This window comes from Streptomyces sp. NPDC054863 (assembly GCF_053610825.1).
On the sequence record NZ_JBSGZD010000141.1, the window covers coordinates 1 to 19,338 of the forward strand.

At 67.5% G+C, this 19,338-nt stretch carries 15 protein-coding genes, 1 tRNA gene and 3 pseudogenes; 8 read left to right on the forward strand and 11 right to left on the reverse strand.

Annotation, left to right across the window (positions count from 1 at the left end; all coding sequences use genetic code 11):
* From ACWGIG_RS23120 to ACWGIG_RS23170, 11 genes and pseudogenes are all read right to left on the reverse strand, one after another.
* Positions 1–108 (reverse strand): annotated as a pseudogene (locus ACWGIG_RS23120) (ASCH domain-containing protein); the annotation flags it as partial.
* Between the two features lie 78 nt (positions 109–186).
* Positions 187–260 (reverse strand) — tRNA-Ile (locus ACWGIG_RS23125).
* Between the two features lie 84 nt (positions 261–344).
* Positions 345–1,007, reverse strand: a complete 663-nt coding sequence (locus ACWGIG_RS23130; protein ID WP_453323546.1) for a DUF3566 domain-containing protein — start codon at positions 1,005–1,007, stop codon at positions 345–347.
* A gap of 93 nt (positions 1,008–1,100) precedes the next feature.
* A complete protein-coding gene (gene gyrA / locus ACWGIG_RS23135) occupies positions 1,101–3,716 on the reverse strand; it encodes a DNA gyrase subunit A (RefSeq protein WP_453323547.1) in 2,616 nt (871 codons plus the stop codon).
* A 42-nt stretch (positions 3,717–3,758) separates the two neighbouring features.
* Positions 3,759–5,894 carry a DNA topoisomerase (ATP-hydrolyzing) subunit B gene (gene gyrB, locus ACWGIG_RS23140; protein ID WP_453323548.1) on the reverse strand — a complete coding sequence of 712 codons (2,136 nt, stop codon included), beginning with the start codon at positions 5,892–5,894 and terminating at the stop codon, positions 3,759–3,761.
* 352 nt (positions 5,895–6,246) lie between these two features.
* The gene (locus tag ACWGIG_RS23145) at positions 6,247–6,753 is read right to left on the reverse strand and encodes a DUF721 domain-containing protein (protein ID WP_453323558.1); all 507 of its coding nucleotides are present in this window, start codon (positions 6,751–6,753) and stop codon (positions 6,247–6,249) included.
* A gap of 89 nt (positions 6,754–6,842) precedes the next feature.
* Positions 6,843–7,964, reverse strand: coding sequence for a DNA replication/repair protein RecF (recF, locus tag ACWGIG_RS23150; protein ID WP_453323549.1), 1,122 nt, complete (start codon positions 7,962–7,964; stop codon positions 6,843–6,845).
* A gap of 64 nt (positions 7,965–8,028) precedes the next feature.
* The gene (gnd, locus tag ACWGIG_RS23155) at positions 8,029–8,910 is read right to left on the reverse strand and encodes a phosphogluconate dehydrogenase (NAD(+)-dependent, decarboxylating) (protein WP_453323550.1); all 882 of its coding nucleotides are present in this window, start codon (positions 8,908–8,910) and stop codon (positions 8,029–8,031) included.
* Positions 8,911–9,007: 97 nt separating this feature from the next.
* Complete coding sequence (dnaN, locus tag ACWGIG_RS23160) at positions 9,008–10,138, reverse strand: DNA polymerase III subunit beta (protein ID WP_453323551.1); 1,131 nt, start codon at positions 10,136–10,138, stop codon at positions 9,008–9,010.
* 942 nt (positions 10,139–11,080) lie between these two features.
* Positions 11,081–12,502, reverse strand: a pseudogene (dnaA, locus tag ACWGIG_RS23165) (chromosomal replication initiator protein DnaA); the annotation flags it as partial.
* Positions 12,503–12,573: 71 nt separating this feature from the next.
* Positions 12,574–12,919 (reverse strand): annotated as a pseudogene (locus tag ACWGIG_RS23170) (chromosomal replication initiator protein DnaA); the annotation flags it as partial.
* 395 nt (positions 12,920–13,314) lie between these two features.
* On the opposite strand from ACWGIG_RS23170, the gene rpmH reads away from it, so the two are divergent.
* The 8 genes from rpmH (at position 13,315) to ACWGIG_RS23210 (ending at position 19,296) form a co-directional block, all read left to right on the forward strand.
* Positions 13,315–13,452, forward strand: a complete 138-nt coding sequence (rpmH, locus tag ACWGIG_RS23175) for a 50S ribosomal protein L34 (protein WP_079045023.1) — start codon at positions 13,315–13,317, stop codon at positions 13,450–13,452.
* A gap of 18 nt (positions 13,453–13,470) precedes the next feature.
* Positions 13,471–13,875 (forward strand): ribonuclease P protein component, encoded by a 405-nt coding sequence (rnpA, locus tag ACWGIG_RS23180; RefSeq protein ID WP_453323552.1) that lies wholly within the window; start codon positions 13,471–13,473, stop codon positions 13,873–13,875.
* Positions 13,872–14,231 (forward strand): membrane protein insertion efficiency factor YidD, encoded by a 360-nt coding sequence (gene yidD, locus ACWGIG_RS23185; RefSeq protein WP_398414092.1) that lies wholly within the window; start codon positions 13,872–13,874, stop codon positions 14,229–14,231. Before rnpA ends, yidD begins: the two co-directional genes overlap by 4 nt.
* 3 nt (positions 14,232–14,234) lie before the next feature.
* Entirely contained in the window at positions 14,235–15,494 is a 1,260-nt protein-coding gene (gene yidC / locus ACWGIG_RS23190) for a membrane protein insertase YidC (RefSeq protein WP_453323553.1), read from the forward strand.
* 14 nt (positions 15,495–15,508) lie between these two features.
* Positions 15,509–16,027, forward strand: coding sequence for a Jag family protein (locus ACWGIG_RS23195; RefSeq protein ID WP_453323554.1), 519 nt, complete (start codon positions 15,509–15,511; stop codon positions 16,025–16,027).
* Positions 16,028–16,126: 99 nt separating this feature from the next.
* Positions 16,127–16,846, forward strand: coding sequence for a 16S rRNA (guanine(527)-N(7))-methyltransferase RsmG (gene rsmG, locus ACWGIG_RS23200; protein WP_453323555.1), 720 nt, complete (start codon positions 16,127–16,129; stop codon positions 16,844–16,846).
* A 252-nt stretch (positions 16,847–17,098) separates the two neighbouring features.
* Positions 17,099–18,175: a ParA family protein gene (locus ACWGIG_RS23205; RefSeq protein ID WP_453323556.1), complete on the forward strand. Its 1,077-nt coding sequence runs from the start codon at positions 17,099–17,101 to the stop codon at positions 18,173–18,175.
* Positions 18,172–19,296 (forward strand): ParB/RepB/Spo0J family partition protein, encoded by a 1,125-nt coding sequence (locus ACWGIG_RS23210; RefSeq protein WP_453323557.1) that lies wholly within the window; start codon positions 18,172–18,174, stop codon positions 19,294–19,296. The genes ACWGIG_RS23205 and ACWGIG_RS23210 overlap by 4 nt, the downstream gene beginning before the upstream one ends.
* Positions 19,297–19,338 lie beyond the last annotated feature (42 nt).

Genomic DNA, 19,338 nt, shown 5'->3' on the forward strand with positions numbered 1-19,338 from the left:
GTCTAGGATCGCGGCGACCAGCCGGTCGCGCAGCGGCCCGGGGAAGGCGAACTCCGCCCTGGGAAGCGCCGCGACGTCCGCGGCGAGCGACGTGGGATCGGATGTCATCCGGCGACCGTAACCGGCCGAAGTCGGCCCCGCACGGCAAAAACCCCCGATCCGAGCGGACCGGGGGTTTCCGTGCTGTGGGGCTAACAGGATTTGAACCTGTGGCCTCATCCTTATCAGGGATGCGCTCTAACCAACTGAGCTATAGCCCCGCCGCGCTCGCGCGCTGACTCCTGAAGATTAGCGCACGTGGGGGGCAGTCCCAAAATCGGTTCTCCGCCCCCCTCCGCGAGGCCTTATTCGTCCTCGGCGAGCGTGAGCTCCACACCGCCCACGAAACCGGCCGACAGGTTGTAGATGAAGGCTCCCAGCGTCGCCAGCGCCGTCGCCAGCACCACATCGATCACCGCGATCACCGACGTGAAGATCAGCACCCGCGGCAGCGACAGGAACGACTGCAGGTCAAAACCGCTGCTCTCGCCGGACCCGGCCGTCGAACTGGTCGCCTCACTGATCGTGCCGCCGACGGTCGCGAAGACGCCCATGGCGTCCATGACCATCCACAGCACGGCCGCCGCGATCACCGTGCAGATGCCCAGCGCGATCGACAGAAGGAAGCTGACCTTCATCACCGACCACGGGTCGGCCTTCGCCACCCGCAGCCTGGCCTTGCGCGTACGAGGCGTCGTCCGCGCACCGGTGCGGGGACGACGCACCGATCCGGTCTGCTGACCGCCCTGCGTACCGCCGCCGCCCTGGCCCTGGGCGGCAGGACCGCGCTGGCCGCCCTGGGTGGCACCGTCGCCCTGCTGACCGCCCGGCGTCGCCTGATACGCCTGCGGCGGGTGGTACGGCTGGGACCCTGGCCCCTGGGCCGGCTGGTCCCGCTCACCGGGCAGCGGCCCGGCCGCGTACCCGTCGTAGTTCTGCTGGGGCTGCGGCCCCCGGGTATCCGTCACAGTTCCCCCCTGGGAGTCCGCGGCAGAGCCACGGGCACCGGGTGCTCCAGCTCCGGAAGATTTTCCTCCGGTGCCCGTGGCTCCACTCACGACCTACTCCTCGTGCTCCCCTGCCGAGGGCTCGGCGCCCTCGACGACTTCGGCAGCGGCCGTGGCAGTGACCGCACCGTCCGCATCGGCCTCGGAACCGTCGGTTCCGTCGACCTCTTCGGCCTCACGGCCGGCCTCGGCATTACGGGCGATGCCTACAACGGCATCCCGCTTGCCCAGATTGATCAGTTGGACGCCCATGGTGTCACGGCCCGTCTCCCTGACTTCGCTGACTCGCGTACGAATCACACCACCGCCGAGCGTGATGGCGAGGATCTCGTCCGTCTCCTCCACCACCAGCGCACCCACGAGCAACCCGCGGTCCTCCACGATCTTGGCGGCCTTGATGCCCAGACCGCCACGACCCTGGACCCGGTACTCGTCGACGGGCGTGCGCTTCGCGTACCCGCCGTCGGTCGCGGTGAAGACGAACGTACCGGCCCTGACCACATTCATCGAGAGCAGTTCGTCTCCCTCACGGAAACTCATGCCCTTGACACCCGACGTGGCACGGCCCATCGGACGCAGTGCCTCGTCCGTCGCCGTGAACCGGATCGACTGGGCCTTCTTGCTGACCAGCAGCAGATCGTCCTCACCCGACACCAGCTCCGCGCCGATCAGCTCGTCGTCGCTGCCGTCCGGGGTCTCCCGCAGGTTGATCGCGATGACGCCACCCGAACGGGGCGAGTCGTAGTCCTTCAGCGAAGTCTTCTTCACCAGGCCGCCCTTGGTGGCCAGGATCAGGTACGGCGCCGCGTCGTAGTCCCGGATCGCCAGGATCTGCGCGATCTTCTCGTCCGGCTGGAACGCGAGGAGGTTCGCCACGTGCTGACCGCGCGCGTCCCGTCCGGCGTCGGGCAGCTCGTACGCCTTCGCCCGGTACACCCGGCCCTTGTTCGTGAAGAACAGCAGCCAGTGGTGCGTCGTCGAAACGAAGAAGTGGTCGACGATGTCGTCCTGCTTCAGCTTCGTGCCGCGCACCCCCTTGCCGCCGCGCTTCTGCGACCGGTAGTCCTCGGTCTTCGTGCGCTTCACGTAGCCACCGTTGGTGATGGTGACGACGATGTCCTCTTCGGCGATCAGGTCCTCCATGGACATGTCGCCGTCGAAGGGCACCAGCTGGGACCGCCGGTCGTCGCCGAACTTCTCGACGATGACGGCCAGTTCCTCGCTGACGATGCCGCGCTGGCGCTCCGGCGAGGCCAGGATCGCGTTGTACTCGTTGATCTTGGACTGGAGCTCGTCGTGCTCGGCGACGATCTTCTGCCGCTCCAGAGCGGCCAGCCGGCGCAGCTGCATCTCCAGGATCGCGTTCGCCTGGATCTCGTCGATCGACAGCAGGCCCATCAGGCCCTCACGGGCGATCTCGACCGTGTTCGAGCGGCGGATCAGCGCGATGACCTCGTCGATCGCGTCCAGCGCCTTGAGCAGACCGCGCAGGATGTGCGCCCGCTCCTCCGCCTTGCGCAGCCGGAAGCGCGTACGCCGGACGATGACCTCGATCTGGTGCGTCACCCAGTGCCGGATGAACGCGTCCAGCGACTGCGTGCGCGGCACCCCGTCGACCAGCGCCAGCATGTTCGCGCCGAAGTTCGACTGCAGGTCGGTGTGCTTGTACAGGTTGTTCAGCACGACCTTGGCGACCGCGTCGCGCTTCAGCACGACGACCAGGCGCTGACCGGTCCGTGACGAGGTCTCGTCACGGACGTCCGCGATGCCGCCGACCTTGCCGTCCTTCACCAGGTCGGCGATCTTCTGCGCCAGGTTGTCCGGGTTGGTCTGGTACGGGAGTTCCGTGACGACCAGGCACTGCCGGTTCTGGATCTCCTCGACCGCCACCACGGCGCGCATCGTGATCGAGCCGCGGCCCGTCCGGTACGCCTCTTCGATGCCCTTGCGGCCCACCACCAGCGCGCCGGTCGGGAAGTCGGGGCCCTTGATGCGCTCCATCAGCGCGTCCAGGAGCTCCTCGTGCGAAGCCTCGGGGTTGTCCAGGTACCACTGCGCACCCGCGGCGACCTCGCGCAGGTTGTGCGGCGGAATGTTCGTCGCCATACCGACCGCGATGCCCGCCGAGCCGTTGACCAGCAGGTTCGGGAAACGCGCCGGAAGTACCGTCGGCTCCTGGTTACGGCCGTCGTAGTTGGCCGTGAAGTCGACGGTCTCCTCGTCGATGTCGCGCACCATCTCCATGGAGAGGTTCGCCATCTTGCACTCGGTGTAGCGCATCGCGGCCGCCGGGTCGTTGCCCGGAGAGCCGAAGTTGCCGTTGGAGGCCACCAGCGGCATCCGCATCGACCACGGCTGCGCCAGACGCACCAGGGCGTCGTAGATCGAGGAGTCGCCGTGCGGGTGGTACGTACCCATGACGTCACCGACGACGCGGGCGCACTTGTAGAAGCCCTTCTCGGGCCGGTAACCGCCGTCGTACATCGCGTACAGCACACGGCGGTGTACGGGCTTCAGGCCGTCCCGTACGTCCGGAAGCGCACGCGCCACGATGACGGACATCGCGTAGTCGAGATACGAACGCTGCATCTCGGTCTCAAGCCCGACGGGCTCGATCCGCTGGGTCTGACCCTCTTCAACGGGGGTCTGGGGGGTGTTCTCGTCGGCCATTGCTGGTCAAAATCCTTTCGAAGCGGTCAGCGACGGACCGACTCAGATGTCGAGGAAGCGGACGTCCTTGGCATTGCGCTGGATGAACGAGCGCCGCGCCTCGACGTCCTCACCCATCAGCACCGAGAACAGGTCGTCGGCCTGGGCCGCGTCGTCGAGCGTCACCTGACCGAGCACACGGTGGTCGACGTCCATCGTGGTGATGCGCAGCTCCTCGGCATCCATCTCACCGAGACCCTTGAAGCGCTGGAGGTCGCCCTCCTTGATGCGCTTGCCCTGCTGCTCGCCCGCCTCGCGGAGCGCGTCACGCTCACGGTCGGAGTACGCGTACTCGACCTGGTCCCGGCCCCACTTGAGCTTGTAGAGCGGCGGACGCGACAGGTACACGTGCCCTGCCTCGACCAGCGGCCGCATGAAGCGGAACAGGAAGGTGAGGAGCAGCGTGTTGATGTGCTGACCGTCGACGTCGGCGTCCGCCATCAGGATGATCTTGTGATAGCGGAGCTTCTCGATGTCGAAGTCCTCGTGCACACCCGTTCCGAAGGCACTGATCAGCGCCTGGACCTCGGTGTTCTGCAGGATCTTGTCGATCCGCGCCTTCTCGACGTTCAGGATCTTGCCGCGGATCGGCAGGATGGCCTGGTACATCGGGTTGCGGCCGGACTTCGCGCTGCCGCCGGCGGAGTCACCCTCGACGATGAAGATCTCGCACTTCGTCGGGTCGTTGGACTGGCAGTCGCTCAGCTTGCCCGGCAGCGACGCCGATTCCAGCAGGCCCTTGCGGCGGGTCAGATCGCGCGCCTTGCGGGCGGCGACCCGGGCCGTGGCGGCCTGGATCGCCTTGCGGATGATGTCCGCGGCCTCGTTCGGATTGCGGTCGAACCAGTCGTTGAGGTGCTCGTGCACGACCTTCTGCACGAAGGTCTTCGCCTCCGTGTTGCCCAGCTTGGTCTTCGTCTGGCCCTCGAACTGCGGCTCGCCCAGCTTCACCGAGATGATCGCGGTCAGACCCTCGCGGATGTCCTCGCCCGCGAGGTTGTCGTCCTTCTCGCGCAGGAACTTCTTCTCGCGGGCGTACCGGTTCACCAGACCCGTCATCGCCGCACGGAAACCCTCTTCGTGCGTACCGCCCTCGTGCGTGTGGATCGTGTTCGCGAACGAGTACACGCCCTCGCTGTACTGCGAGTTCCACTGCATCGCGATCTCGACCGAGAGCATCCGCTCCTTGTCCTCGGCCTCGACGTCGATGACGGTCGGGTGGATGAGCTCGCCCTTGCGCGAGTTCAGGTACTTCACGAAGTCGACGATGCCGCCCTCGTAGAAGTACGTGACCGTACGCACCTGCTCGTCGTCCGCGGTCTCAGGAGTGTCCGCACCGGCGACGGCCTTCGCGGACTCCCGCTCGTCCGTCAGCCTGATGGTCAGTCCCTTGTTGAGGAACGCCATCTCCTGGAAACGCCGCGACAGGGTCTCGAAGGAGTACTCGGTGGTCTCGAAGATGTCACCGTCGGCCCAGAAGGTCACCGAGGTGCCCGTCTCGTCGGTCGCCTCGTGCCGCTCCAGCGGCGCCACCGGCACACCGAGCTTGTACTCCTGCGTCCAGCGGTAGCCGTCGGTGCGGATCTCCACCGCGACCCGCTGCGACAGCGCGTTGACCACGGACACGCCGACGCCGTGCAGACCACCGGAGACGGCGTAACCGCCGCCGCCGAACTTGCCGCCCGCGTGCAGGACCGTCAGCACGACCTCCACGGCCGGCTTCTTCTCCGACGGGATGATGCCGACCGGGATACCGCGGCCGTTGTCGACCACCCGTACGCCGCCGTCGGACAGGATGGTCACATCGATCATGTCCGCGTGACCGGCCAGGGCCTCGTCGACGGAGTTGTCGACGACTTCCTGCACCATGTGATGCAGACCACGCTCACCGGTCGAGCCGATGTACATGCCCGGACGCTTGCGGACCGCGTCCAGGCCTTCCAGGACTGTGATCGCGCTGGCGTCGTACGACGAAGTGACCTCGGAGTTGGTGCCCTTGGTGGTCACCACTTCGGGGACTGCAACGTCGGCGGCGGCGACCTCGGAAGAGGTGCCGCCGCCGTCCTCGCCGGCAGTGGACTGACTGATCTCGTTGGGGTTGCCGGAATCGGCCACGAAGCGCCCTTTCTGGCACAGCACAGGCCCATCCCCTGCCGTCGGCTGGGGGAATCCCCATCCCCAGGCAGGCAGGAGCGGCTGCGTCGTTCTGTGTGAGTCGACGTACCCCGCGAAACAAGCGAGGACTACTCACCAGTCTACCGGTAGCGCGGACATGAATGGGGGTTTGCCGGTACCTGAGTCCGCATGTGCCGCCCCGAACCGGGGCCGCCCGACTCCCCATATCCGGGGAGGGGCTCCAGGCGGCTCACACCGGCGTCCAGCGCTTCGAGCTGTCAACCTCCCACTACGGTGAGGGACGCCTCATTCCCACCGCACGGTTTCACGTGAAACATCCTCGCCATGTTTCACGTGAAACATGGACGGAACAGCCCTACCCGTACGTATCGCCGGGCCCGGTGCTCCCGGGCGCCCGAAGCGGGCCGTACCGGCGCTGCGGAGCGTTCGGCCCCTGCAATTTGATCAGCCGTACGGTGTCCCGGCCGAGCTCGCCGTTGAGCCGCCGCAGCAGGTCCGGAATCATCCACTTCAGCTGGGTCGCCCACGCCGTCGAATCGCACCGCACCACCAGGACCCGCTCGTCCTCGTCGTACTTCAGCGGCTCGGAATGCTGGGCGACGTCCGGCCCCACGATGTCCTTCCAGCGCCCCATCACCCCGCTGACCGCGATCGGCATCTCCCAGCCCCGCTCGGTCTTCAGCCGGTCCAGTGCCGCACCCAGCTTCAGCGGGTCACGACCGTCCGCACCCGATCCCGACCGCAGACTGCCGCCCCGGCGCACCGTCTTCTTCTGCTGCGCCGCCGCTCCCCGCGCACGAGCCTGCTCCTTCGCCGCGGCCAGCGCCTGACGGGCCAGGTCCACGCCCGAGGACTCCGGCACACCGGGGCCCGAACCGGGCTTCGGCTTTGAGCCGGACTTCGGTTCAGAACCGGGCTTCGGTTCCGGCGCGGCGGACCCGCTCCTGCCGCTCACAGCCGGGCCACCTCACCGTCGGCGACCGAGTAGCGGGCACCCGCCAGCACCCCAGGAACGTCGTCGTCCACCGCCGCAGTCACCAGCACCTGCTCACCCGGAGCCACCAGCTCCGCCAGCCGCTCCCGGCGGCGGGCGTCCAGCTCGGCGAACACGTCGTCGAGGACGAGCACCGGCTCGTTGCCCTCCGCGCGCAGCAGATCGTACGAAGCCAGCCGCAGGGCCAGCGCGTACGACCAGGACTCCCCGTGACTCGCATAACCCTTCGCGGGCAACTGGCCCAGCTTCAGCAGCAGTTCGTCCCGGTGCGGGCCGACCAGCGTCACGCCCCGCTCGATCTCCTGCTTGCGCGCCCCGGCGAGCGCCTCCATCAGCTGCCCGTACAGGTCCTCGCGCGACAGCGCCTCGCCCGGCGCCGAATTCCGGTACTCCAGTGCCACCGGGCCACCACCGGGCGCGAGTTGCTCGTACGCCTTGTCGGCCAGCGGCTGAAGCGTCGCGATCAGGTCCAGCCGCTGCGCGAGGAGCTCGGCGCCGACCCTCGCCAGGTGCTGGTCCCACACGTCGATGGTGGACATGTCCATCGACCGGCCGCCGTGCCGCCTGGCCATCGCCGCGGACTTGAGAAGGGTGTTGCGCTGCTTGAGCACACGGTCGTAGTCCGAGCGCACCCCGGCCATGCGCGGCGAGCGTGCCGTGATCAGCTCGTCCAGGAACTTCCGGCGCTCACCGGGATCGCCCTTCACCAGCGCGAGATCCTCGGGCGCGAACAGGACGGTTCGTACGATGCCCAGTACGTCACGCGGCCTGACCTGCGACGACCTGTTGATACGGGCGCGGTTGGCCCGGCCCGGGTTGAGCTCCAGCTCGATCAGCTGGGACCGCTCGCCCTGCGTGACGGCCGCCCGGATCACCGCCCGCTCGGCGCCCATCCGTACCAGCGGAGCATCCGAGGACACCCGGTGGCTGCCGAGGGACGCGAGATAGCCGACGGCCTCGACGAGATTCGTCTTGCCCTGCCCGTTCGCCCCCACGAACGCGGTGACGCCCGGGTCGAGCGGAACCTCGACCCGGGCGTACGAGCGGAAGTCGGCCAGCGACAGATGCGTGACGTGCATGGTGGTGCGCCGACCTTCCCCCGACTGTGCCTTGCTGCCCCCTGCGGGGCTACTTCTGCCGTGCCTACTTCTTGTTCGACTCGACCGCGTGGCCGCCGAACTGGTTGCGCAGCGCGGCGATCATCTTCATCTGCGGGGAGTCGTCCTGACGCGACGCGAAACGCGCGAACAGGGAGGCCGTGATCGCGGGCAGCGGCACCGCGTTGTCGATGGCGGCCTCGACCGTCCAGCGGCCCTCGCCCGAGTCGGCGGCGAAGCCGCGCAGGCCCTCAAGGTGCTCGTCGTCGTCCAGTGCGTTGACCGCCAGGTCAAGCAGCCAGGAACGGATGACCGTGCCTTCCTGCCAGGAGCGGAAGACCTCGCGCACGTCCGTGACGGAGTCGACCTTCTCCAGGAGCTCCCAGCCCTCGGCGTAGGCCTGCATCATGGCGTACTCGATGCCGTTGTGGACCATCTTGGCGAAGTGGCCGGCGCCGACCTTGCCCGCGTGGACCGAGCCGAACTCGCCCTCGGGCTTGAGCGCGTCGAACACCGGCTGGACCTTCGCCACGTTGTCGGCGTCGCCGCCGTACATCAGCGCGTAGCCGTTCTCCAGGCCCCAGACGCCGCCGGAGACACCGCAGTCGACGAAGCCGATGCCCTTGGCCTTCAGCTCCTCGGCATGCTTCTCGTCGTCCGTCCAGCGCGAGTTGCCGCCGTCGACGACCACGTCGCCGGGGGACAGCAGTTCGCCCAGCGCGTCGATCGTGGACTGGGTGGCGTCACCGGCCGGGACCATGACCCACACCACGCGCGGCCCCTTGAGCTTGCCCACAAGCTCTTCCAGGCTGTGGACATCCGCGACGTCCGCGTTGCGGTCGTAACCGATGACGGTGTGACCTGCGCGGCGGATGCGCTCGCGCATGTTGCCGCCCATCTTGCCGAGGCCGACGAGACCGAGCTCCATCAGAGATTCCTTAACCTTCGAGGCGATTCGTACCCAAGGTCCGAGCCTACGCCCGGCATGTGCGGATGGCCCGAGGGGCACGTGAGGCCCGGCGGGATCAGCCCGAGAGCCGCACCGGCATGATCAGGTACTTGTACGCGTCGTCCGCCTCGGCGTCCACGGCCGGGCGACCGCTGAGCAGCGCCGGCTTGGTGGAGGTCGTGAAGGACAGCTGGGCGACCGGGGAGTCGATCGCGCTCAGGCCGTCCAGCAGGAACGTCGGGTTGAAGGCGATCGAGATGTCGTCGCCGTCGAGGTTCGCGTCGACGCGCTCCACAGCCTGTGCGTCGTCGCTGGAACCCGCTTCGAGGATCAGCACGCCCTGCTCGAAGGTCAGCCGGACCGGAGTGTTCCGCTCGGCGACCAGCGCCACACGCTTGACGGCCTCGACGAACGCGGCGGTCTCGATGACGGCGACCGAGTTGAACTCCGTCGGGAACAGCGTCCGGTACTTCGGCAGGTCGCCCTCAAGCAGACGCGTGGTCGTGCGACGGCCCGCGCCCTCGAAACCGATCAGGCCCTCACCGGAACCCGAGCCGGACAGCGCGATCGTCACCGTGTCACCGCTGGTCAGCGACTTGGCGGTGTCCAGGAGCGTCTTCGCGGGCACCAGGGCGACAGCGGACGCGTCCGGGTCCTCCGGCTTCCACAGGAACTCGCGGACCGCGAAGCGGTAGCGGTCGGTCGACGCCAGCGTGACCGTCTCGCCCTCGATCTCGATGCGCACACCGGTCAGCACCGGCAGCGTGTCGTCACGACCGGCGGCGATGGCCACCTGGGCGGCGGCGGACGCGAAGACCTCACCGGGGACGGTGCCCGTGGCGGTCGGCATTTGCGGCAGCGCCGGATACTCCTCCACAGGAAGGGTGTGGAGTGTGAATCGCGAGGAGCCGCAGACCACGGTCGCCCGTACACCGTCTGTGGAAATCTCCACAGGGCGGTTGGGGAGTGCCCGGCAGATGTCGGCAAGCAGCCGACCGGACACCAGGACGGTGCCGTCCTCCTCGACCTCGGCGTCGACCGACACACGGGCCGAGACCTCGTAGTCGAAGCCGGAGAGGCTCAGCGCGCCCTCCTCGGCCTTCAGCAGAAGGCCCGCGAGGACGGGCACCGGCGGACGGGCCGGGAGGCTGCGGGCCGTCCAGGCCACCGCCTCCGCGAGTACATCGCGCTCCACCCGGATCTTCACCGGAACCGCCTCCTGCTGTTGCTGGCTCGCCCTGCTGGCTTTCGTCGTCTGAACCGGTGTCTCCGACCGTCGGCCGGGGAAGTTCACCGGGGACCAGTCTGACGCACGCCACCGACAGTCGGTGCGGCTGCCGGTCAAGTCGTGGCGAGAGGCGCCAGGAGCATCCGGGCCGAGTTGTGCACAGGGCCTTCTTCGATGCGGATTCTGGGCTAACTCTTAGTGGGAGTAGTAGTAGGGCCTGTGGAAACCGTGGATAACCCCGTTTTCGCAGCTCAGACCCACTTTTTTGTCCACCGCGCCTGTGGGCGGAGCCCGTGGACAACCTGCCGTTTCTGTGGACGGCGAAAAGTTCTGCACACCCGATGCACAGGCAGGGGTGACTTCCCCACAGCTGCGTCCCCAGCTTTACCCACCTTCCCCACAGCCCAACCGACCCCCTTGGTGTGACGCCTTTCACTCGACCCGGTGAGAGGGGGTGTCGTGTTGCCGAACAGTGGACAGCCGTGTGGAGAAGCTGGGGACAAGACCCCTGAGCCTGTGGGCCGCCCGTGGACAACTCGTCGGAGCCCCTGTGGACGAAAAACTTGTCCACAGCCTGTGGATCAAGGTTTGCCACAATTCCACAAGCACTTGACCTGGGGTGATGAAGCCTCAGCAACCGCCCCTGTGGACACAATCGGGACAACTTCACAGTCCCCAGGGTGTGGACGGAACATCGTCCCAGGATCTGTGGAGAACTCCAGCCCGCGGGGCCGAATTCGAACACCGGCGGGCATCAACAGCCTCGGGACAACGCCCCGGCAGCCCTCGGACAGGCCCTCGAAGGACTCCCGAAGCCCCTTCGAGGGCCCCGATGCGGCCCTGGAGACGACGAAGGACGAAGAAGAGGGCGCCCGGAGAATGCTTCTCCTGGCGCCCTCGCAGACGTAAAAGGCGGCTCTGTCAGCCGTTCTTGATGCGGTTGGTGAGCTCGGTGACCTGGTTGTAGATGGAGCGGCGCTCCGCCATCAGGGCCCGGATCTTGCGGTCCGCGTGCATCACCGTCGTATGGTCGCGCCCGCCGAACTGCGCGCCGATCTTCGGCAACGAGAGGTCAGTGAGCTCGCGGCACAGGTACATCGCGATCTGCCGGGCCGTCACCAGCACGCGGCTGCGCGACGATCCGCACAGGTCGTCCACCGTCAGGCCGAAGTAGTCCGCGGTGGCCGACATGATGGCCGGCGCGGTGATCTCCGGTGAGGCGTCCTCGCCACCGGGGATGAGGTCCTTCAGTACCTGCTCGGTGAGACCGAGGTCCACCGGCTGCCGGTTCAGGCTCGCGAAGGCCGTGACCCGGATCAGCGCCCCCTCCAGCTCGCGGATGTTGCGCGAGATGCGGGAGGCGATGAACTCCAGGACCTCCGGCGGGGCGTTGAGCTGCTCCTGCACGGCCTTCTTGCGGAGGATCGCGATACGCGTCTCCAGCTCCGGCGGCTGCACGTCGGTGGTCAGACCCCACTCGAAGCGGTTGCGCAGCCGGTCCTCCAGCGTGACCAGCTGCTTGGGCGGCCGGTCGGAGGACAGCACGATCTGCTTGTTCGCGTTGTGCAGCGTATTGAAGGTGTGGAAGAACTCCTCCTGCGTCGACTCCTTGCTCGCGAGGAACTGGATGTCGTCGACGAGCAGGATGTCCACGTCGCGGTAGCGCTTGCGGAAGGCGTCGCCCTTGCCGTCGCGGATCGAGTTGATGAACTCGTTGGTGAACTCCTCCGAGCTCACGTACCGCACCCGGGTGCCGGGGTAGAGGCTGCGGGCGTAGTGGCCGATCGCGTGCAGCAGGTGCGTCTTGCCGAGCCCGGACTCCCCGTAGATGAAGAGGGGGTTGTACGCCTTCGCGGGCGCCTCGGCGACGGCGACGGCAGCCGCGTGCGCGAACCGGTTCGACGAGCCGATGACGAAGGTGTCGAAGAGGTACTTCGGGTTCAGCCGCGCCTGCGGCTCGCCGGGGCCGGGGGCCGGCGCGGGCTGCGCGGCGAGAGGCCCCGGCGCACCGCTGGCGGCCGGCAGGTTCTGACCACCGTGGCGCGGGCCCTGGTCCTGGCGCTCGGAGCGGTCCTGGCGCTGGTGCTCGTACTGCGACTGCTGGTCGTAGGACTGCCGGTCGGGCAGCTGGGAGCGGTAGTCGTGCTGCGGCGGTCTGGAGTAGGAGTCGCGCTCCTGGAACCCGCCGAGCCGGGGCTGCTGCCAGCCGCCGTGGTCGTCCTGCTGCTCACTGGGCCAGGCACCGGGCGCGGGGCGCGACTGCTGGCGGTACTCGGGGTAGGCGGGCCGGGCGGTGGGCAGGCCGTCGTCCTGCTGGCGGCGCCCGTACGAGTCGTAGGTGTCGCGTGCTTCCCGGCCGTCGCGCGCATCGCGGTGGTCGCGTACGTCACGCTGCTGCGGCTCGTCGTGCTGTCCCTGCTGCTGTCCCTGGTAGGGGGACTGCTGCGGGGGCTGCTGGCGCATGGGCTGGGGGGCGGGGGACTCGCCGACGGAGTCGTCCACCGTGATCGCGATGCGGATCGGGCGACCGCACTCGTGGCTCAGCGCCTCGCTGATGAGCGGGGCGAGCCGGCCCTCCAGGACCTGCTTGCTGTACTCGTTCGGCACGGCGAGGAGGGCGGTGTCCGCGACCAGCGCGAGCGGCTGGCAGCGCTCGATCCACTGTCTGTCCTTGGCCTCGAAGCCCTGCTGGCCCTCGCCGAGCAGGTGCTCCAGCACGCGTGGCCACACTGCGGCAAGATCGGCAGGTACGTCAGCCACAGGGCACGCTCTCTCACAGGTCCCACGAAGGTGTGGTTCTCGGGACGGGACGGGACGGACAGGCCGGGCAGGCACGGACAGCTGGGCCGCATGCTTACGAAAGCCTGAATCCAGGTTTGGCCACGGTAGTCGCGGCAGCTCACGCGGTTCAAGTTGTTGTCCACAGGCTGTGCACAGAGCGGTCCCGGGAGGCCCCGGTTTGACCGGATGGCGTAGCCGCGCGTACCGTAACCAGGTCGAGTTGTCGATGGCTGCTGCCGCCTGCCTCCGATGGGCAAAGATCATGGTCAATGATCGTGAAGCGGTGCACTGAGAGCGTTGCGAGCTTCCTCGTGGGCGCACGGTGACAGCCAGGCGATGTCCCGCCATCCCCGATTCATTTCTGGAGCCCCCGAGTGAGCAAGCGCACCTTCCAGCCGAACAACCGTCGTCGTGCCAAGACCCACGGCTTCCGTCTGCGCATGCGTACCCGCGCCGGCCGCGCCATCCTGGCGAACCGCCGGTCCAAGGGCCGCACTGAGCTGTCCGCCTGATCCCGTAGGGATCATGACGTGCTGCCTACCGAGAATCGGCTGAGGCGGCGCGAGGACTTCGCGACCGCGGTACGACGAGGGCGCCGCGCAGGCCGCCCGCTTCTTGTCGTCCACCTACGCAGTAGTAGCGGTGCAACGGACCCGCACGCGGCAGGGGAGAACTCTCCCCCGACGCGTGCGGGTTTCGTCGTGAGCAAGGCCGTTGGCGTTGCTGTCGTACGCAATGCGGTGAAGCGGAGACTGCGCCACCTCATGCGCGACAGGATCGCCGAGCTGCCCCCCGGTAGCCTGGTGGTCGTACGGGCGCTGCCCGGAGCGGGTGACGCCGACCACGCACAGCTGGCCCGAGACCTGGACGCCGCACTGCAGCGGCTGCTGGGCGGGGCTCCCCATACCGAAGGTCGGGGGAGAGGCACGCGATGAAGTATCCGCTGCTGGCACTCATCAAGCTGTACCAGTGGACCATCAGCCCCATGCTCGGGCCGGTCTGCAGGTACTACCCGTCGTGTTCCCACTACGGATTCACGTCCATCGACCGGCACGGTGCGGTGAAGGGCACTGCCCTCACCGCCTGGCGCATCCTGCGGTGCAACCCGTGGTCGCCCGGTGGTGTGGATCATGTCCCGCCGCGCACCCGGCGGCGGTGGCACGAAGCGCTGCGCGACGCGTGGCGCGGTAGCAAGGGCGAGAAGTCCGCCGTTGGCGTGTCTTCTCGGGGATCGGCCCCCGACACCCCGAGCCCGGCCGCAGAGACCTCGCCCAATGCTCAAGGAGCTTGATTAGTGGACACGATTGCCAGTCTGTTCAGCTTCATCACCTGGCCCGTTTCCTGGGTCATCGTCCAGTTCCACAAGGTGTACGGGGCCGTTTTCGGCCCGGACACAGGGTGGGCCTGGGGCCTGTCCATCGTGTCCCTCGTGATTCTGATCCGCATCTGCCTGATCCCGCTCTTCGTGAAGCAGATCAAGTCGACGCGGAACATGCAGGTGCTCCAGCCGAAGATGAAGGCGATCCAGGAGCGCTACAAGAGCGACAAGCAGCGTCAGTCCGAAGAGATGATGAAGCTGTACAAGGAGACGGGTACCAACCCGCTCTCCTCGTGCCTTCCCATCCTGGCGCAGTCGCCGTTCTTCTTCGCCCTTTACCACGTGCTCTCGAGCATCGCCGACGGCAAGAAGATCGGCGTCATCAACGACCAGCTGCTGGAGAGCGCCCGTCAGGCGCACATCTTCGGCGCCCCGCTGGCGGCGAAGTTCATGGACAGTGCCGACAAGATCGCCAGCCTGGACGCCTCGGCGACCTCGGTCAAGATCGTCACCGCGGTCATGATCGTGATGATGTCGGCCTCGCAGTTCTTCACGCAGAAGCAGCTCATGACGAAGAACGTCGACCTCACGGTCAAGACGCCGTTCATGCAGCAGCAGAAGATGATGATGTACATCTTCCCGGTGATGTTCATGGTGATGGGCATCAACTTCCCCGTCGGTGTCCTCGTCTACTGGCTGACCACCAACGTGTGGACCATGGGCCAGCAGATGTACGTCATCAACCAGAACCCGACGCCGGGCAGCAAGGCCCAGGACTCCTACCTCCAGCGTCTGCTGAAGGCCACGGTCGCCGCCGGCGGAGCCGTGAAGGCGAAGCGCAAGCGCAACGTCATCAAGGTGATCGTCGCCAAGGGCACCGACCGCAACGATGTCGAGCGCAAGTTCATCACCGGTCTGGCGAAGGCCGGATTCGTCGCCGAGGCGGACGGCACGGTCTCCAAGAGCACGACCGCCCTCGCCGAGGCCGAGGGCGGCGCGTCGGTCGCCAAGCGGCAGCAGCCCAAGCGCCAGACCAAGGCGAAGCGCCAGACCGCCACCGTCCAGCAGGGCACGACGGCCAAGGCTGCCGAGGACTCCGACTCCAAGACCTCCTTGGAGAAGAAGGACGCACCGCAGGACGCCAAGCCCACGTCGGCAGGCAAGCCCGCCCGATCCCAAGCCAAGTCCGGGCAGCGCAAGGGTCCGCAGCGGCCCAAGCACCCGTCCAAGAAGTAAGAAGGAGTCCTCCCGTGACGGACGGCACCACCACTTCCTCCGCCCCCGCCGAAGGCACCGACACCATGTCGCGCCTTGAGCAGGAGGGCGAGATCGCGGCCGACTACCTTGAGGGTCTGCTCGACATCGCCGACCTCGACGGCGACATCGACATGGACGTCGAGGCCGACCGGGCCGCTGTCTCGATCATCAGCGACTCCAGCGGCCGTGACCTGCAGAAGCTCGTGGGCCGTGACGGCGAGGTGCTCGAAGCGCTTCAGGAGCTGACCCGTCTCGCCGTGCACCGCGAGACCGGTGACCGCAGTCGACTGATGCTGGACATCGCGGGCTTCCGGGCCAAGAAGCGCGAGGAGCTCGCGGAGATCGGCGCCAAGGCGGCGGACGAGGCCAAGACCTCGGGTGCGCCGGTGAAGCTCGACCCGATGACGCCGTTCGAGCGCAAGGTCGTGCACGACGCGGTCGCCGCGGCGGGTCTGCGCAGCGAGTCGGAGGGCGAGGAGCCCCAGCGCTTCGTCGTTGTGCTCCCGGCCTGACCGGATCATTGCCTTTCGGCCCCGTCTGTTCGCAGGCGGGGCCGATCTTTGTCAGCCTGATAGTCAGCCACCACAGTGCGGTACGGAAGGACGGTCCCCGTGACGGAGGCAGCAGCGGAGCTTCCCCAGGCCCCGGAAGTAGCCAAGGCAGTATTCGGTGAATTCTTTCCGGAGGCCGTTCGGTACGCGGAGCTGCTCGCGGACGCGGGAGTCAAGCGTGGGCTGATCGGTCCGCGCGAGGTGCCGCGTCTGTGGGAGAGGCACCTGCTCAACTGTGCCGTGCTCTCGGAGGTCGTACCCGAGAACATCACGGTGTGCGACGTGGGGTCGGGTGCCGGTCTGCCGGGAATCCCGCTCGCGCTGGCACGTCCCGACCTGAAGATCACCCTGCTTGAGCCGCTGCTGCGGCGTACGAATTTCCTCCAGGAGGTCGTCGAGCTGCTGGGCCTGGACCACGTCACGGTCGTACGGGGCCGGGCCGAGGAGGTCATGGGGAAGGTGGAGCCCGTGCACGTGGTGACCGCGCGCGCGGTGGCTCCGCTGGACCGGCTGGCAGGCTGGGGTGTTCCGCTGTTGCGTTCGTACGGCGAAATGCTCGCGCTCAAGGGCGACACCGCCGAGGAGGAGCTCAAGGGTGCGCGGGCCGCGCTCAGCAAGCTCGGTGTGGTGAAGACCGAAGTGCTCCAGGTCGGCGAGGGAGTGGTGGACCCGCTCTCCACAGTGGTGCGCGTCGAGGTCGGGGAGAGCCCGGGCGGTGTGCGGTTCGCGGCGAAGCGGGCCAAGGCCGCACGGACGGGACGGCAGCGGCGCCGCCGCTGAACGACCGATGTCCCGGTGATGCTCCATACAAGGTGCCGTACCTACGCGGCGCGGAGTGTCGGGGTCTCCTGGTGAGTCCGTCCGTGCATCGTGTTTCACGTGAAACGTCGCTCGCTGCTGCAAGGAATCATCAGCCGGGGTCGTGCGGCTGCCACTCCGCACGAATCGAGACCCGAAAGGGCCAGGGGGTTGTCCACAAGGGCGGGTTCTTCCACAGGAGAACGGGCCTCACTGGTTCATGACCCCCAAAGCGTGACAGGCTCTGAGCATTACGAGCCTGATGTCGAGGAGAGTGAATCCTTGCGGTCCGACGCCAACATCGCGGGACCGATGACCGATCCGGTCCCCGGCCCCCGTACCGAAGCGGCGGGAGACGATGTTTCACGTGAAACATCGCCCCTGCCGGACGACACCCCCATTGGTCGTGCTGCCCAACAGGCGGTAGACGCTCTCGGCCGTGCCGGCGAGGGGCTGCCGAGGCCTGAGCAGACACGTGTGATGGTGGTCGCCAACCAGAAGGGCGGAGTGGGGAAGACCACGACGACGGTCAACCTCGCCGCCTCGCTCGCCCTGCACGGTGCGCGGGTTCTGGTGATCGACCTCGATCCGCAGGGCAACGCCTCCACGGCGCTGGGAATCGACCATCACTCCGACGTTCCCTCGATCTACGACGTTCTGATCGACAGCAAGCCGCTGTCGGACGTGGTCCAGCCGGTCCGGGACGTCGAGGGTCTCTTCTGCGCCCCGGCCACCATCGATCTGGCCGGTGCCGAGATCGAGCTGGTGTCCCTGGTGGCGCGGGAGAGCAGACTCCAGCGTGCGATCCAGGCCTACGAGCAGCCGCTGGACTATGTCCTCATCGACTGCCCGCCGTCCCTGGGGCTGCTGACCGTCAACGCGATGGTTGCCGGCGAGGAAGTGCTGATCCCGATCCAGTGCGAGTACTACGCGCTGGAAGGTCTCGGCCAGCTGCTTCGGAACGTGGAACTGGTACGCGGGCACCTCAACCCCGAGCTGCACGTGTCGACGATCCTGCTGACCATGTACGACGGCCGGACCCGGCTCGCCTCGCAGGTGGCGGAGGAAGTGCGCAGTCACTTCGCCAAGGAAGTCCTCAAGACCAGCATCCCGAGGTCCGTCCGGATCTCGGAGGCTCCCAGCTATGGGCAGACCGTGCTCACCTACGACCCGAGCTCCAGTGGTTCGCTGTCGTATCTCGAAGCGGCGCGGGAGATCGCGCTGCGGGGAGCCGGTGTCTTCTACGAGGCGCAGCACGCCCATGCTGTCGACCAGAACAATCAGCACAGCATGGCGGAGGGTGTCCAATGAGCAATCGACCTAGAGGGCTGGGACGCGGGCTCGGCGCGCTGTTCCCACAGGGTCCGCAGGAGAGGCAGACGCCTGCCTCCGAGTCAGCTCCGGTGTCGTCGGTGTCGTCGGTGTCCGTGCCGCGGGTGCTGACGGCCGAGCGTGGGGTGGCTGCGGCGAAGGTGACCGCGCTGCCTTCGAACGATGTTTCACGTGAAACATCGGTTCCGTCGCAGGAGCGGGAGCCCGAGCATGCGGCGGCGGAGCCGATGGAGTCGCCCGCCGGTGCGTACTTTGCCGAGGTGCCGATCAGGGCGATCAATCCCAACCCCCGGCAGCCGCGCGATGTGTTCGACGCCGACGCCCTTGCCGAGCTGGTCACTTCCATCAAGGAAGTGGGTCTTCTTCAGCCCGTCATCGTGCGGCAGACGAGCGCTGACCGCTACGAGCTCATCATGGGTGAGCGCCGCTGGCGGGCCTGCAAGGAAGCCGGGCTGGAGCGGATTCCTGCGATCGTCAGAGCGACCGACGACGAGAAGCTCCTGCTCGACGCCCTGCTGGAGAACCTGCACCGAGCCCAGCTCAACCCGCTGGAAGAGGCTGCGGCCTACGACCAGCTGCTGAAGGACTTCGACTGCACGCACGATCAGCTCGCCGACCGGATCGGGCGTTCGCGCCCGCAGGTCTCCAACACGCTGCGTCTGCTGAGGCTGTCGGCGCCGGTGCAGAAGAGGGTGGCGGCCGGTGTGCTGTCGGCCGGCCATGCACGGGCCCTGCTGACGCTGGACGAGTCCGACGAACAGGACGTCCTCGCCAAGCGCATCGTGGCCGAGGGGCTCTCGGTGCGTACGACCGAGGAGATCGTCAAGCTGATGAACTCCAAGCCGAAGAGCGAGGCGAAGCCGAAGGGGCCGAGGGCGGGCACTTTGATGGCTCCCGCGCTGTCGGATCTGGCATCAAGGCTGTCGGACCGGTTCGAGACGCGGGTGAAGGTCGACCTGGGGAAGAAGCGCGGGAAGATCACCGTCGAGTTCGCGTCGGTGGAGGACCTGGAGCGGATCCTGGGCACCCTTGCCCCCGGCGAGGGGCGTGTTCTGGAGAAGAGCCTGACAGAGCAGGACGGGCAGGACGGGGAGGGCTGAGGCCTCCACGAACTGTGCTGAAGGGCGGGGGTGTTGCGGCAC

Bases quoted from the DNA above. Each gene is read 5' to 3' on its own strand.
- gyrA (WP_453323547.1), bottom strand. From the start codon at position 3,716: ATGGCCGACGAGAACACCCCCCAGACCCCCGTTGAAGAGGGTCAGACC.
- recF (WP_453323549.1), bottom strand. From the start codon at position 7,964: ATGCACGTCACGCATCTGTCGCTGGCCGACTTCCGCTCGTACGCCCGG.
- gnd (WP_453323550.1), bottom strand. From the start codon at position 8,910: ATGGAGCTCGGTCTCGTCGGCCTCGGCAAGATGGGCGGCAACATGCGC.
- yidD (WP_398414092.1), top strand. From the start codon at position 13,872: ATGAAGTATCCGCTGCTGGCACTCATCAAGCTGTACCAGTGGACCATC.
- ACWGIG_RS23210 (WP_453323557.1), top strand. From the start codon at position 18,172: ATGAGCAATCGACCTAGAGGGCTGGGACGCGGGCTCGGCGCGCTGTTC.